The sequence below is a fragment of the Lacinutrix sp. YIN62 genome (assembly GCF_057219185.1).
This window is the reverse complement of sequence record NZ_JBXVVH010000001.1, coordinates 64082-80144: the sequence shown is the minus strand read 5'-3', so window position 1 is coordinate 80144 and position 16063 is coordinate 64082. Positions and strand designations below refer to the sequence as shown.

Here is a 16063-nt window from a genome sequence, read left to right as displayed (position 1 = left end):
ATTGTTAAACCAATACCAATAAGCTTATTTTTACGTTACTTTAAATAAAAAAAGCAATACTCTCAATTGAAATACTATTATTTAAAATCCCTTTTGTGCCTCATACTTAGTGTTTCGGCTTATGCCCAAAAAAACACAATAGACATAAAAGCTGCTTTTGATATTGAAAGTAAAGTAATTAATATTAAGCAAACCATTCAATATTACAATGACTCCAATTCTACATTAGATACCATATATCTCAATGATTGGAGTCATAGTTATTCTACCAAAAATACTCCTTTGGCCGAACGCTTTGCTGAAGAATTTAAAAACACGTTTCATTTCGCAAAAAATGAAGATAGAGGGTTTACTGCCATTGGCTCAATACAACAGGAGAATAAACCTCTAATTTTTAGCAGATTAAAAGCTAACCCAGACGTTATTCAAGTTGTTTTAAAAACACCTCTTTCACCTCATAAAGCCTATAATTTAAAATTAGAGTACAGCGTTCAAGTTCCTAATGATAAATTTACACGCTATGGCATCACAAATGAAGGTGATTACAACTTAAAATACTGGTATATAACCCCTTCTGTATATAACGGAGAATGGCAATATTACAGTAACAAAGATTTAGATGATGCTTTCGTTCCTCCTGCAGACATTAACATGGAAGTTAAATACCCAAAAGCCTTTTATCTGGTTTCAGAACTTAATGAAATTAGTACGACGATAACAAATGAAACAAAAACAAGTATTTTAAAAGGAAAAGACCGCATAAATTCTAAACTATTCTTAAATAAAACAAATAACTACAAAACAGTAGAAACGGACTTCTTTGCTATTGAATCCAATATTAATAGAGAAGAATTACCCGCTTTAAACGTAGCCATAGCAACAGATAAGGTCACTAGTTTTATAACCAAAAATCTAGGAAAGTATCCACATAAAAAACTATTACTAACTAAAATAGATTATAAAAAAAATCCTATTTATGGTTTAAATCAATTACCTGATTTCATACGTCCCTTTTCTAATGAATTTCAGTATGAATTAAAAATATTAAAAACAGCACTTCACAATTATTTAGAAAACAAATTACTATTAAACCCAAGAAAAGACCAATGGTTATTAGACGGGATTCAAGTTTACTACTTAATGAAATACGTTGAAGAAAGTTACCCTAACATAAAAATTCTAGGCACTTTAGGGAATACATGGGGAATACGAGCCTTCCATGCTTCCGACTTAAAATTCAATGATCAATATAGTTTTCTATATATGCATATGGCTAGAACCAATATAGATCAGCCCTTAACTATGGCAAAAGATTCGTTATTAAAGTTTAATAAAAATATAGCCAATAAATACAAAGCTGGATTAGGTTTAAGATATTTAGACGAGTATATAAATGCGGATATTATGGAATCCACAATATTAGAATATCTTAATAGTAACACCCCAAAACAAAAGACCTCAAAAGCATTTGAAACCCTATTAAAATCTAAAACAGAAAAAAATATCGATTGGTTTTTTAAGGAATATCTCGCTACCAATAAAAAAATTGATTACAAGATTAAAAAAGTCAAGAAAGTATCAGACTCTATTGTTATTACGCTACAAAACAAAAGAGACAATACAATGCCCATTTCATTATTCGCATTAAAAGATGACTCCATCATATCAAAACAATGGATCAATGGGTTTAAAAAGTCTAAAAAAATCACCATCCCTAATAATGGTGTTAATAAACTTGCGATTAACTACAATCAAACTATTCCAGAATTTAATATGCGTAATAACTGGAAATCTTTAAAAGGCTTCTTTTCAAATAATAAACCGATTCAATTTAGGCTTTTTAAAGATATTGAAGACCCAAATTACAATCAGGTCTTTTTTATACCTGAATTTACATACAATTTCTATGATGGCCTATCACCTGGTTTAAAATTGTATAACAAAACCCTATTAACCAAAAATTTCCTCTATCAAATTAGTCCCAAATACGCTATAAAAAGCAAACAAATAGTAGGAAGCGCCTCTATTAGTTATACGAGTAGAAAGGAAAATACAGATAGTAATTACATTAAATATGGGCTTTCTGGTGAATACTTCAATTATGCCCCTGATTTATCTTACACCTCATTTACTCCTTTTATAAACTTTAGATTTAGAGACCATAAAAACTTAAGAGACAACAATCGCAAATCACTTGTTGTTAGATATGTAAGCATCGATCGAGAAGTAGATCCTACAGGAGCATTTGTTACTGAAGGTGAACCTAAATATGGAGTTTTTAATATTAATTACCTTAAATCTAATCCCAATTTAAAAGATTTTAGTTCCGTATTCACCGATTTACAATTATCTAAAGATTTTGGAAAACTATCGGCAACTCTAGAGTTTAGAACACTTACAGAAAATAACAGACAATACAACTTACGTGTATTTACTGGTGCTTTTCTATATAATAATACTTATGAAACCTCAGATTTTTTCAGTTTTGCTCTAGACCGCCCTACAGATTACCTATTTGACTACGATTATTTGGGTAGAACGGAACAAACAGGACTACTAAGTCAACAATTAATTATAGCAGAAGGAGGGTTTAAATCTAAGTTAAACACCCCCTTTGCTAGCCAATGGATAACAACTGTAAATGCCAGCACCACGCTCTGGAGATACGTTATGGCTTATGGGGATGCCGGAGTTGTTAATAGTCATGGTAGTAGTCCTAATTTTGTTTATGATGCTGGCATACGCCTTAACTTAGTACAAGATTACTTTGAATTGTATTTACCTGTTTATTCTAATTTAGGCTGGGAAATTGCACAACCAAACTACGATAAAAGTATTCGATTCATTATTACACTATCCCCTAAAACTTTATTCAAATTATTTACACGCCGCTGGTATTAAACAATTTAACGATTATTATTCCTCCTCTCTATTCACATAGTAAGCAACATTAAAAAACTAATAACACCTCTAAAGTATTTTCTAGAGAAACACTCCTTCCTATACAAGTGTTCTTTTATATACTCAAAAACCCTCAACTAAGTATCAAGCCTATAAGCTTCTTAAAACTTGAATTATTTTCAACAAAAAGTTAAAAAACAACACTATTTTAAACAATATTCAACAAAACCATTCACTCACTAACAATTCATCATTATTTAGAGACGCTCACTCCTTGCAAGAGACCCAAATTTTTCTTAAATTTGCAACAAATAAATTCTGACCTATGCAAACAAAATCCGACTTAAAAAAAGAAATCTCTTTCGAAAATTTTAAAACAGAAGTTTTAAATGATTATAAGATTGCTATGACAAGTCGGGAATGTAGTTTGTTAGGACGTCGGGAAGTATTAACAGGAAAAGCTAAATTTGGAATTTTTGGAGACGGTAAAGAAATTCCGCAATTAGCACTAGCCAAAGCATTTAAAAATGGTGATTTTAGATCTGGATATTATCGCGATCAAACCTTTATGATGGCTATTGGCGAGTTAACTATAGAACAGTTTTTCTCTGGATTATATGCTAATACAGATCTGTCTCAAGAACCAATGTCTGCTGGCCGCCAAATGGGAGGGCATTTTGGAACTCATAGTTTAGATGAGAACGGTAAATGGAAAAACTTAACATCCCAAAAAAATTCTAGTTCGGATATTTCTCCTACTGCTGGGCAAATGCCAAGACTTTTAGGTTTAGCACAAGCTTCAAAGATTTATAGAAATGTAAAAGGCATCGACAGCACTAAATTTTCAATAAAAGGAAATGAAGTGGCTTGGGGAACTATTGGTAATGCAAGTACGAGTGAAGGCTTGTTCTTTGAAACTATAAATGCTGCTGGCGTATTACAAGTCCCTATGGTTATTAGTGTATGGGACGACGAATATGGTATTTCTGTACATGCAAAACACCAAACGACTAAAGAGAATATCTCTGAAATTCTTAAAGGATTTCAAAGAGAAGAAAAAACAAATGGTTACGAAATATTACGTGTAAAAGGATGGGATTATGTCGCATTAGTTGAAACTTATGCAGAAGCTTCAAAAATTGCAAGAACAGAACATATCCCTGTACTAATCCATGTAAACGAATTAACACAACCACAAGGACACTCTACTTCTGGTTCCCATGAACGCTATAAAGATAAAGACCGCTTAACCTGGGAAGCAAATCATGATTGTAATGCCAAAATGAGAGAATGGATGATTGCTACAGGGATCTCTACCAATGAAGAATTAATCGCTCTTGAGAAAACAATAAAAAAAGCCGTTCGTGATGGCAAAAAAACCGCTTGGAATAATTATTTAAACCCTATTCTAAACGATGTTAAAATTGCTTCAGACCTTATAACACAATTAGCAATATCAAGTAGTAATAAAGTATTTATTGAAAAATTAAATAATGAACTGCTAGCCATAGCTGAGCCAAATCGTAGAGATGTTGCCACCACAGCACGAAAAGTATTACGCTATGTTATTAATGAAAACTCTCCTGCAAAAGAGCAACTCTTACAATGGTTAAATGCGTTCTTTAAGGAAGTACAACCCAAATACAGTTCTCACCTACACAATGAGACAGCATCTGCTGCCGTAAATGTAAAAGAAGTGAAACCTATTTATGATTCCAATACAGAACACGTAGACGGCCGTGTAGTTATTAGAGACAATTTTGATGCTATTTTTAACAAATACCCTGAAACCCTAATCTTTGGTGAAGACGCAGGTACTATTGGAGATGTAAATCAAGGTTTGGAAGGCTTACAGGAAAAATATGGAGAATTACGTGTTGCAGATGCAGGAATTCGTGAAGCTACAATTTTAGGTCAAGGTATAGGTATGGCCATGAGAGGCTTGCGTCCTATTGCAGAAATACAATATTTAGATTATATTTTATACGCACTGCAAATAATAAGTGATGACTTAGCAACCTTACATTATAGAACTAAAGGACGCCAAAAAGCACCATTAATTATTCGTACTCGTGGACATAGATTAGAAGGCATATGGCATTCTGGTTCCCAAATGGGAGGCATTTTAAACCTCGTAAGAGGAATTCATGTTCTAGTACCAAGAAACATGACTAAAGCTGCCGGTTTTTATAATACTTTACTTGAAAGTGACGAGCCTGCATTAATTGTAGAATGTTTAAATGGATACCGATTAAAAGAAGCTAAGCCTACTAATTTTGGGGAATTTAAAACACCTATAGGTGTCGTTGAAACCGTAAAAGAAGGAGCCGACATCACATTATTATCTTATGGTTCTACCTTAAGGATTGTAACACAGGTTGCTCAAGAATTAATAGAAGTTGGTATTGATGCAGAAGTAATAGATGCACAATCATTACTCCCCTTCGATTTAAATCACGATGTCGTAAAATCGGTAGCAAAAACAAACCGTTTAATGGTGATTGACGAAGATGTCCCAGGAGGAGCATCAGCATACCTTTTAAATGAAGTATTGAATACGCAAAATGCATATAAACATTTAGATAGCCAGCCAACAACATTAACTGCAAAAGCACATAGACCTGCCTATGGTACGGATGGAGATTATTTCTCTAAACCTTCTGCAGAAGATATTTTTGAAGCCGTTTACAATGTTATGCATGAAGTCAATCCAAAGACATTTCCTAAATTGAGATAAAACCTATTTCATTAATTTTTTCTAAAGAAATAAGTCTCTTAATTACACGTTAAAACCTAATCTTTATATTGGTAGGTTATTGCTTTTTTATATCTTTAAACTAAAAGAATAGGCAATGCTAACAAAGGAAGATAAGGTAAAATTAAGAGGCACTATTTTTAGACATTTAGATGGTATAGCAACCGCTACTACATCTTATGCATTATATAAAAAAGGCGTTTTAGACTTCTTACTAGAAAAAGAATCTGTAACATTAACAGCAATTACAAAACAGTTTAATGCTAATGAAGGCTACCTAAATGTAGCCTTACGCATTCTATGCTCACAAGGTTGGCTAACCCAGAATTTAGAGAATAAAACAGACACTATTATTTATAAAACTAATGCAAATAGTAAAACAGCTTTTGCATTAGCTCACCTTTATGGAGATTCTGTAAATTTACTCAAATATGCTGTGCATTTTCCTGAAGAACGTATTAGAGCTGATGCTTTTATTGCCCTAGAACGTATTTTTAAAAAATATGAAAACAATTTTGGACTAGGAATTGTAAGCGAAGACTCTATCCAATACCAAGTACTAAAACACATTGAAGGAGCCATTGTAGCTCCTATTATAGTACTATTGGGTGTTAACGGATTATTTCACAAATACTTTATGGAAGCTTCATTTAGAGCTCAAGAGTACCATAAAGACCCTGAAAGTTTTAAAAAAATATTAAACTTCCTTTCCTTTCTGGGTTGGTTTAAAAAGAAAAATGATACTTATCAATTTACAGATGAAGGTCTGTTTTTTGCAAAACGTGCTAGTGCATATGGTGTTACCGTTTCATACTTACCAACCTTTATGCAATTGGATGAACTCCTTTTCGGTAACCCTTTAGTTCTTAAAACAGCCAGTCTAGACGAAACAGAAAAGCACGTACATAGAGAGATGAACGTATGGGGAAGTGGTGGTGCCCACGCCACTTATTTTAAAGTTATAGATCAAGTTATTATAAAATTATTTAATAAACCTATAGACGAGCAACCTAAAGGGATATTAGATATGGGCTGTGGAAATGGTGCATTTATACAACATATTTTTGATGTGATAGAACATCAAACTCTACGCGGTAAGCTTTTAGAGGAACACCCTTTACTGTTAGTCGGCGCCGATTTTAATAAGGCAGCTTTAAAAGTAACTCGAGCTAATTTAATTAAATCCGACATCTGGGCCAAGGTTATTTGGGGAGACATAGGTAGACCAGACCTTTTGGCTAAAGACCTTAAAGAAGATTATAATATAGAATTAAAAGATTTACTTAATGTACGTACCTTTTTAGATCACAATCGTGTCTGGGAAATCCCTAAGCATGTAAGCAGTAATACAATAAGTCATTCCTTAGGTGCATATGCCCATAAAGGCCAAAGAATTAACAACAATTTAGTAGAAGATTCGCTGCTAGAACATTTTCAAAAGTGGAAACCTTACGTAGAGCAATTTGGATTATTAATTATAGAACTACATACCATAGCCCCTATAATAGCAGCAAAAAACATTAGTAAAACAGCAGTAACGGCATACGATGCAACACATGGTTATAGCGACCAATATATTTTAGAGATTGCTGTTTTTAACAAAGTAGCGAGTAAAGCCGGTTTACTTCCTGATCCTAATTATTTTTCAAAGTTCCCGAATAATGAATTGGCTACTGTTAGTGTAAACTTATTGAAAGGTGACAATACTGAATAATGGTTACATTATATCGTAATTTTAAACTATTTTTAAAAAACGCAATAATAAAAACTAAAAAGCCTCTTAGTAAACAATTAATATGAAAGCTGTATCTGTAGTTAGTATAAGAAAAGAGTTAAAGTATAAATCTAATGAGGAAATGATTGAACTTTGTTTACGTTTATCACGTTTTAAAAAAGAAAACAAAGAACTACTCACCTATTTACTATTTGAATCACATAATGAAGAAGGCTATATTGAAACTGTAAAACAAGAAATTGATGAACAATTTGACACTATAAACACCAATAGTTTCTTCTATATAAAAAAGAGTGTCCGTAAAATATTGAGAAACATAAAAAAATTTAGTCGTTATTCTTTAAAAAAAGAAACAGAAGTCGAACTATTACTTTACTTCTGTTATAAATTAAATTGTTTAACACCTTCTATAGAAAAAAATGTGACTTTAATGAACATATATGAACGACAAATTATAACTATGAAAAAGCATATCACTACATTTCATGAAGACTTACAATATGATTATAATTTAAAATTAGAACAATTAAAATAAGGCGATTTATTAAAACAACGCTATTTAACCAATAATACTAATCCGCCGATAAACAGCTTCTAATCACCACTGTTTTCGCTATAAAATTCTAACCAATAACTCTTTCAATAAATCGCCTTGAGGTACCGCATTAGACCCCACGCCTTTACTTCTTACATCAAACTCTCTTAGAGTAGCAATAATTTGACTTACTTTACGCATAGGAAAATTCCGAATAGCCGTAAGGTACTCATTAACAAAGTATGGATTTACACGTAATACAGAAGCAACATTTCTAGGAGACTTATCTGCCATACCATGTAATTGCAACAGTTGAGAAAAAAAGTTAAACAATAAAGAAACCGTCACTACCATTGGATTATCTTTAGGGTTATCTGCAAAATAATTTACTATTTTAAAAGCTTGTTCATCATTTCTAGCCCCTATAGCTTTTCGTAATTCAAAATTATTATAATCTTTACTAATCCCTATGTTTTCCTCAATGTGTTCTGGTGTAATCTGAGTCTCTTTTGGCAAAACAATTTGAAGCTTGTCCAGTTCATTATTAATCTTACTTAAATCTGTTCCCAAAAACTCTACTAACATTTGTGATGCTTTTGGTGCTATACTATAACCTTTGGTAGACAACACACGACGGATCCAATCTGGAACTTGATTATCATATAATTTCTTACTTTCAAAAACAACTCCTGTTTTTTTAATCGTTTTATAGACCGATTTCCGCTTATCTATATTTTTATACTTGTAACATATAACCAAAACTGTTGTAGGCTGCGGTTTTTGGGCGTATACCGCCAATTTATCAATGGTACGAGCTAAATCTTGAGCTTCTTTAACAATAACAACCTGCCGTTCTGCCATCATCGGAAAGCGTTTAGCGTTTCCTACAATATCTTCAATAGTTACATCGCGACCATACAATACCATTTGATTAAAGCCTTTTTCCGCTTCAGCCAAAACAGTTTGTTCTATAAAATCTGAAATCTTATCTATATAATAAGCTTCCTCTCCCATTAGCAAATAAATAGGTTTAAGCTTCTTATTTTTTATATCGGTTACCAACTGTTTGACTTCGTCCAAAATATATGTTGTATTTTTTTATTATGTTAATACGTTTCCCCTTCAAAAACGCATTCTAAATCACATTGAATTTCAATAAAATTTTCTTTTCAAAATCACTCAAAATAACTTTATAGTTATAAATTTGTGTGGTGCAAAAGCTAAATTTTCCGACATATTCGTTTCGACTCAAAAATAACGAAAATAAAGTATCTATTTTCGATGTTATTCGTAAAAAATTTATGATTTTACAACCTGAAGAATGGGTACGGCAACATTGTGTACATTACTTAATTGAAGAAAAAAAATACCCAATTTCTCTTATTAACGTAGAAAAAGAATTGAAAATTAACAATTTGAAGAAACGCTACGATATCGTGGTTTTTAACCCTGATGGCAGTATTCATCTTATTGTTGAATGTAAAGCTCCTAAAATAGCTATAAATCAAACTGTATTTGACCAAGTAGCACGCTATAATCTCGCCATGAATGCAACGTATCTTATGGTTACTAATGGATTAAATCACTATTATTGTATAATGGATTTCGAATCTGAAAAATATCGGTTTTTGAAAGCCCTTCCTAACTATTCAAAATAAAATGGAAATTGCTATAGTTATACTAAACTGGAACGGAAAAGAATTATTATCCACTTTTCTACCTTCCGTTGTAAAATACTCAAAAAACGCAACGGTTTATGTTGCAGACAATGCCTCTACAGATGAGTCGGTGGCTTTTGTACGCTCTAAATTTCCATCAGTAAAAATTATTGAAAATCAAATTAATGGCGGATATGCTAAAGGCTATAATGATGCCTTGAAAACTATTGATGCTGATATCTTTTGCTTAGTTAATAGCGATATTGAAGTTACAGAAAATTGGCTTACTCCTGTTATTTCTGTCTTTAATTCGGATCCAAAAACAGCTATTATACAACCTAAAATCCTAGATTACAAGAAAAAAACACATTTCGAATATGCTGGTGCTGCTGGTGGTTATATAGATAAATATGCTTATCCCTTTTGTAAAGGACGTATTTTTGAAACCGTAGAACAAGATCAAGGACAATACGACAAAAATTCGGAAATATTTTGGGCCTCTGGAGCTTGCTTTTTTATTAGGCGATCTGTTTTTAATACCTTGAATGGTTTTGATGAATCCTTTTTTGCACATATGGAAGAGATCGATTTGTGCTGGAGAGCTCATAATTTAGGATACCGCTCAAAATATATTTTTCAATCGACAGTATATCATGTAGGAGGCGCTACATTAAGTGCCACTAGTCCTCAAAAAACATATTTAAACTTTAGAAATAGCTTATTTACATTAACAAAAAACGCCCCTGGTATAATAATCCTTTTATTTATGCGTTTAACCCTTGATGGTTTAGCTGCAATCCAATTTTTAATCGCTTTAAAGTTTAGACATATTTTTGCCATTTTAAAAGCACACCTTAGCTTTTATGCCAACTTAGGAAAGTTATTAAAACAGCGTAAAACATTAAAACAACCCCAAAACTACTACAAAACAAAATCTATCGTTTGGTCTTATTACGTATATGGAATAAAACTATTTAAAAATTTATAAAAGTTTTGTTAATAGCTATATTAGTATTTAATTTTTCTATATTTTTGATCTGTTTATAAGATTTAATTTTATCTAAATAACTAATGATTTTCTCTTATTTGAGAAAATGAAAACAATAATTTCAATGAAGAAACTTGTATTATTTGGTGCTGTAGCACTATTAACTTTAGGTTCTTGTGTTTCTAAAAAAGACTTTTTAGCTCTTGAAGAAAAACAAAAAAGCACGCAAGATTTATTAAATTCGGCCACTATGAAGCTGAATAAATGTCTCGCTGATGAAGCTGCGGCTAGAGCGAGAGGTGACCAATTAGAAGCACGTTTGGCTGATCTAAAAAAAACCAATCAAGATTTAATTCAAACCTCAAAAGACATTACTATATTAACGACTAAAGGTGCCGAAAATTTAGAAAAATCGTTAGAAAGTTTAAAAGAAAAAGATTTAAAAATTACACGCTTACAAGATGCTTTAACCAAAAAAGACAGTGTAACTCTAGCCTTGGTTTCAAGCCTTAAAAAGGAAGTAGGCTTAGACGATCCTGATATTGAAATAAACGTTGAAAAAAGCGTGGTATTTATTTCTCTTTCTGATAAGTTATTATTTAAAACAGGAAGCTACAATATCACAAAAAGAGCTATGGAAATCTTAGAAAAGGTTGCTAAAGTTATTAATGCAAAACCTGACTTTGAAGCTATGATCGAAGGCCATACAGATAGTGTACCGTACAAAAAAGGAGTCCTTTTAGATAACTGGGATTTAAGTGTAAAACGTAGTACCTCTATTGTAAGAGCTTTACAAAAACATGGTGTAAATCCAGCTCAGTTAATAGCAGCTGGTCGTGCAGATTACGTGCCTTTAGTAGCTAATGACACTCCAGAACATAGAGCGACTAATAGACGTACCAAAATTTTAATCTTACCAAAAATTGATCAGTTTTATGATATGATTGAAACTGAAATGAAATCACTTTCTAAAGAAGAAGAATAGGTCTTGTAAATTGAGCCTTTATAAATAAAAAAAGCCTTGTTATTTTATAACAAGGCTTTTTTATTTACTTTATATTTTTTACAAAGAAGATATATCTATTTTTAATTATAAAATCTCCAAACTTCCTTTACCTTCCCTAACAATAATTGGGCTGCCTTTAGAAAAATCTATAATAGTAGAGCCTTCATTACCTCCATAACCTCCATCAATAACCAAATCAACCTGATTTTGCCATTTTTCAAAAATAAGCTCAGGATCTGTAGTATATTCTAAAATTTCGTCTTCGTCCCTAATAGAAGTTGATACAATAGGATTCCCAAGTGTTTTAACAATTTCTAAAGCGATCTTGTTATTAGGCACACGAATCCCGACTTCTTTCTTCTTCTTAAATATAGAAGGTAAAGATTTAGATCCGGGTAATATAAATGTATAAGGTCCTGGCAAGGCACGTTTTAAAACTTTAAAGGTAGCCGTATCTATTTGCTTTACATAATCACTTAAATGACTTAAATCATGGCAAATGAAAGATAGTTTAGCCTTGTCTAACTTTACTCCTTTTATTCTTGCTATGCGTTCCAAAGCTTTAGCATTGGTAATATCACAGCCTAAACCATATACTGTATCTGTTGGATATATTACCAGTCCTCCTTTTTTAAGTACATCCACTACCTTATTCATTGCTTTAGGATTGGGATTATCTTCGTATATTTTTATTAACTCTGCCAAACTAATTACTTTAAATACAAAGCTATACATTTTAATTGAGAGCTTCTTCCTTTATTTAATTATTCTTCAACGTATCGGTATATAATAAGACCCTTAAATAATAATATTCATATTTATTCGTTTTCATTCTGTAAATACATTTTAGCTATGTTTAGATTTTCAAAACTAATTTTATTCTCCTGCTTTATAATTGCAGGATTATTTAGTTGTACTAATGACGATACCACAGACTCTCAAATAACCATAGCACCTTATGAATACTCAGAGCTACTCAATGTTTCTTACGGTAAAAACCCCCAACAAGTTTACGATATATACCTTCCCCAATCCAGAACTTACAATACCAAAGTGCTCATTTTAGTACATGGCGGAAATTCAACCTCTGGAGACAAAAGAGATATGAATGGTTTTATAAGTATTATTCATGAGAATTTACCCGATTATGCAATTGTTAATATTAATTACAGATTAGCTAGCAAAAATACAGCGGCTTATCCTATGCAAATAAATGATATTACGAGTATTATAGCACATTTAAAACGTAATAGTGAGGACTACATTATCTCTCAAGATTTTGGTTTTATAGGTATTAGCGCTGGCGCTCACTTAGCCATGCTTTGGAGTTATGCCTTTGATAAAGAAGAGAATATAGGTATGGTTTGTAGTATTGTTGGCGCTACCAATTTCACAGACTCAACATATCTAAATAACGAAACCTCAGAAGTTAAACCTTTAATAGATGCTTTTGGAACAGACAAAACGACTTCATTTTTAAAAACCATTAGCCCGCTTCACCAGGTTACGGCTTCTGCACCTCCTTCGCTACTATTATATGGCGATTCAGACCCACTAGTTCCTGCAAGTCAAGGCACCGATTTAACTAAAAAACTAACCGGCTTAGGAGTTACTCATCAATTTATTTTGTACCCTAATGAAGGCCACGGTTGGGTTGGGTTAAATTTATTAGACACATGGAACAAACTAAAAATATTTACTGAAACATACTTTTAATTAGTTTCACATGTCTAATCGTTACAATTATTCTTAGAAGCTAAAATAAATCTTATCGTTTGTTGTTATTAATTAACACCTTCTTTATTTAGCTTCAGTGGGTTATCCAATCAATTCTAATTTTGCAAATCGTAATAATAATTTTTTAACGCCTCCAAATTCAAAGTCTATTTCAGCTTTTATATCACTGCCTTTACCTTCTATTTTAAGCACTTCTCCCCTTCCAAATTTCAGGTGTTTTACTCTATTCCCTACCGTTAGTTTCCCATCAAACAAATTAGCATCTACTGGAGCTTCTACCTCCGATGCTTTTTTCATTTTTTTAGGGGAGCTTATTTCAAAGTTCACGGGTTTGTTTTTGTCGGTTCTGGTCTTTTTTTGTAGTTTAGGTTGCACGGCTTTTTTAAATCTAATTTTGTTAGGTGGAGTATCTCCAAAAATGTCTGCGGATAGCATTGGGTTAATGCGTCGCTCTTCAATTGGTGTAAGTATATTTAAATATTGATCATCAATTTCTTCAATAAAACGACTCGGTTCTGAGTCGACTAATTTTCCCCATCGATATCGAGATAAAGCATAGGTTAAATAGGCTTGCTTTTCGGCTCTAGTTAAAGCAACGTAAAACAAACGCCGTTCTTCTTCTAGTTCGGTACGTGTATTCATACTCATTGCACTTGGAAATAAATCTTCTTCCAAGCCAACGATAAATACATGATTAAATTCTAACCCTTTTGCTAAGTGAATGGTCATTAATGCCACATGATCTGCGTCTCCTTTATCTGCATCCATATCTGTAGATAAGGCCACATCTTCTAAAAATTCGGCTAAAGAATCAGAAGCATCAGCAATTTCCAATTGTCCTTCAACAAAATCTTTAATACCATTTAAAAGCTCCTCTACATTTTCTAAACGCGTTATGCCTTCTGGTGTTCCGTCTTTATTAAACTCACGCATTAAACCACTGGTTTTAGTTACGTGTTCTGCCAAATCGAAAGCATTAGCGGTTTGATTCATTACTTGGTAACTCTTAATTAAGGTTACGAAATCTCGTAGTTTAGTCTTAGTACCGTTATTAATTTTTATATCAAACGCATCTATATTTTCTAAAAGTTCAAAAATCGTTTTACCATAACCGTTGGCAGCAACAATTAATCGATCTATTGTTGTTTGCCCTATTCCTCTTCCAGGGTAATTAATAACCCGTTTTAAGGCTTCTTCATCAGAGGGATTTAAAACCAATCTTAAGTAAGCGGTAACATCTTTAATTTCTTTACGCTGGTAAAAAGACAAACCGCCATAAATACGATATGGAATATCACGTTTGCGTAAAGCGTCTTCCATTGCACGAGATTGTGCATTGGTTCGGTAAAGGATCGCAAAATCACTATTAAGTAATTGCGCATTCATCTTGGCTTCCCAAATAGTACTTGCCACATAGCGTCCTTCATCTCCATCTGTTAATGAGCGATGTACTTTTACTTTTTCGCCTTCGTCATTAGCTGTCCAAACCACCTTATCCAATTTCGTTTGGTTATGGTCGATTACAGAGTTAGCCGCATTTACAATATTTTTAGTAGAGCGATAATTCTGTTCTAAACGGTATAAATTTACACCATCATAATCCTTTTGAAAGTTTAGTATATTATTAATATTGGCGCCACGGAAAGCATAAATACTTTGTGCATCATCTCCTACTACACATATGTTTTGAAAACGATCTGCTAAGGCACGAACTATTAAATATTGAGAATGATTAGTATCTTGGTACTCGTCTACTAATATGTATCTAAATCGGTTTTGGTACTGCGCTAAAACCGCAGGGAAACGCGTTAATAGTTCATTAGTACGCAGTAATAAATCATCAAAATCCATCGCTCCTGCTTTAAAACAGCGCTCTACATATTCCTTATAAATTTCTCCCATTCTTGGTCTTCGTGCTATCGCATCGGCTTCCATGAGTTCTGGGTTCTTAAAATAGGCCTTTACAGTAATTAAACTATTCTTGTATGATGATATTCTTCCATAAACTTGTTTTGTCTTGTACACATCCTTATCTAAGCCCATTTCTTTTATAATCGATCCCATTAAACGTTGAGAATCTTGTGTATCATAAATGGTGAAATTACTTGGAAACCCTAAGTGATGTCCCTCAAAACGCAATATTTTTGCAAATACCGAGTGAAATGTTCCCATCCAAAGGTTTTTTGCTTCTCCATCACCAACAATGTCGGCAATTCTCCCTTTCATTTCTTTAGCGGCCTTATTTGTAAAGGTTAAAGCCAATATATTAAATGCATCTATTCCTTGGCTCATCAAGTAGGCTATACGATAAGTTAGCACTCTTGTTTTACCAGAGCCTGCTCCTGCTATGATAATCATTGGGCCTTCTTTTTGCACCGTAGGCGCATATTGCGCTTCATTTAATTGACTTAAGTACTTTTCCAAACTTGTTTAATTTTTTAGGGTGTAAAAATAAGTATTGTCTCCCTTTTAGACCTTTAGTTTTATTAATAATTATGAACAAATTATAATATATAATATCTCAGCAACACAAGTGGTTAATAAACACCTTGAAATAAGCAACTTACTTAATTACACAACTTATACATCCCTTTTATTCAAGAGAGTATAATAAAGAGCTATTCTCTCTGAGATTTATGGTATTGTATTAATACTAATATTTTATAAATTATTGCATCCCGTAATCCAGTCATTGAAAATATTCCTACATATTATAGATTAACTCCAGCGCCTCGTTTATTAACTAAA

At 32.6% G+C, this 16063-nt stretch carries 11 protein-coding genes; 8 read left to right on the top strand and 3 right to left on the bottom strand.

Going from position 1 to position 16063, the window contains the following annotated elements:
* Positions 1–93 precede the first annotated feature (93 nt).
* From AC2D8I_RS00285 to AC2D8I_RS00270, 4 genes are all read left to right on the top strand, one after another.
* The gene (locus AC2D8I_RS00285) at positions 94–2901 is read left to right on the top strand and encodes a gluzincin family metallopeptidase (RefSeq protein WP_484703939.1); all 2808 of its coding nucleotides are present in this window, start codon (positions 94–96) and stop codon (positions 2899–2901) included.
* Positions 2902–3226: 325 nt separating this feature from the next.
* A complete protein-coding gene (locus tag AC2D8I_RS00280; RefSeq protein ID WP_484703937.1) occupies positions 3227–5638 on the top strand; it encodes an alpha-ketoacid dehydrogenase subunit alpha/beta in 2412 nt (803 codons plus the stop codon).
* Between the two features lie 115 nt (positions 5639–5753).
* Positions 5754–7370 (top strand): class I SAM-dependent methyltransferase, encoded by a 1617-nt coding sequence (locus AC2D8I_RS00275; RefSeq protein ID WP_484703935.1) that lies wholly within the window; start codon positions 5754–5756, stop codon positions 7368–7370.
* Between the two features lie 82 nt (positions 7371–7452).
* A complete protein-coding gene (locus tag AC2D8I_RS00270; RefSeq protein WP_484703933.1) occupies positions 7453–7926 on the top strand; it encodes a hypothetical protein in 474 nt (157 codons plus the stop codon).
* Between the two features lie 78 nt (positions 7927–8004).
* Here the strand turns inward: AC2D8I_RS00270 and holA are convergent, their stop codons facing one another.
* A complete protein-coding gene (gene holA / locus AC2D8I_RS00265; protein ID WP_484703931.1) occupies positions 8005–9006 on the bottom strand; it encodes a DNA polymerase III subunit delta in 1002 nt (333 codons plus the stop codon).
* A 131-nt stretch (positions 9007–9137) separates the two neighbouring features.
* Between holA and AC2D8I_RS00260 the strand changes: the two genes are divergently transcribed.
* The 3 genes from AC2D8I_RS00260 to AC2D8I_RS00250 all read left to right on the top strand — a co-directional run bounded on the left by AC2D8I_RS00260 (position 9138) and on the right by AC2D8I_RS00250 (position 11557).
* On the top strand, positions 9138–9584 hold the full coding sequence (locus tag AC2D8I_RS00260) for a type I restriction enzyme HsdR N-terminal domain-containing protein (RefSeq protein WP_484703929.1): 447 nt from the start codon (positions 9138–9140) through the stop codon (positions 9582–9584).
* Between the two features lies 1 nt (position 9585).
* Positions 9586–10572, top strand: a complete 987-nt coding sequence (locus tag AC2D8I_RS00255; protein WP_484703927.1) for a glycosyltransferase family 2 protein — start codon at positions 9586–9588, stop codon at positions 10570–10572.
* Positions 10573–10696: 124 nt separating this feature from the next.
* A complete protein-coding gene (locus AC2D8I_RS00250; protein ID WP_484703925.1) occupies positions 10697–11557 on the top strand; it encodes an OmpA/MotB family protein in 861 nt (286 codons plus the stop codon).
* Positions 11558–11662: 105 nt separating this feature from the next.
* Here the strand turns inward: AC2D8I_RS00250 and AC2D8I_RS00245 are convergent, their stop codons facing one another.
* Complete coding sequence (locus AC2D8I_RS00245; RefSeq protein ID WP_484703923.1) at positions 11663–12283, bottom strand: L-threonylcarbamoyladenylate synthase; 621 nt, start codon at positions 12281–12283, stop codon at positions 11663–11665.
* Positions 12284–12430: 147 nt separating this feature from the next.
* Between AC2D8I_RS00245 and AC2D8I_RS00240 the strand changes: the two genes are divergently transcribed.
* On the top strand, positions 12431–13294 hold the full coding sequence (locus tag AC2D8I_RS00240; RefSeq protein WP_484703921.1) for an alpha/beta hydrolase fold domain-containing protein: 864 nt from the start codon (positions 12431–12433) through the stop codon (positions 13292–13294).
* A 102-nt stretch (positions 13295–13396) separates the two neighbouring features.
* On the opposite strand, the gene AC2D8I_RS00235 is transcribed toward AC2D8I_RS00240, so the two are convergent.
* Positions 13397–15739, bottom strand: a complete 2343-nt coding sequence (locus AC2D8I_RS00235) for an ATP-dependent helicase (RefSeq protein ID WP_484703919.1) — start codon at positions 15737–15739, stop codon at positions 13397–13399.
* Between the last annotated feature and the right edge of the window lie 324 nt (positions 15740–16063).

Coding starts and splice junctions, on each gene's coding strand:
- AC2D8I_RS00280 (WP_484703937.1), top strand. CDS start 3,227: ATGCAAACAAAATCCGACTTAAAAAAAGAAATCTCTTTCGAAAATTTT.
- AC2D8I_RS00275 (WP_484703935.1), top strand. CDS start 5,754: ATGCTAACAAAGGAAGATAAGGTAAAATTAAGAGGCACTATTTTTAGA.
- AC2D8I_RS00270 (WP_484703933.1), top strand. CDS start 7,453: ATGAAAGCTGTATCTGTAGTTAGTATAAGAAAAGAGTTAAAGTATAAA.
- AC2D8I_RS00255 (WP_484703927.1), top strand. CDS start 9,586: ATGGAAATTGCTATAGTTATACTAAACTGGAACGGAAAAGAATTATTA.
- AC2D8I_RS00250 (WP_484703925.1), top strand. CDS start 10,697: ATGAAGAAACTTGTATTATTTGGTGCTGTAGCACTATTAACTTTAGGT.
- AC2D8I_RS00240 (WP_484703921.1), top strand. CDS start 12,431: ATGTTTAGATTTTCAAAACTAATTTTATTCTCCTGCTTTATAATTGCA.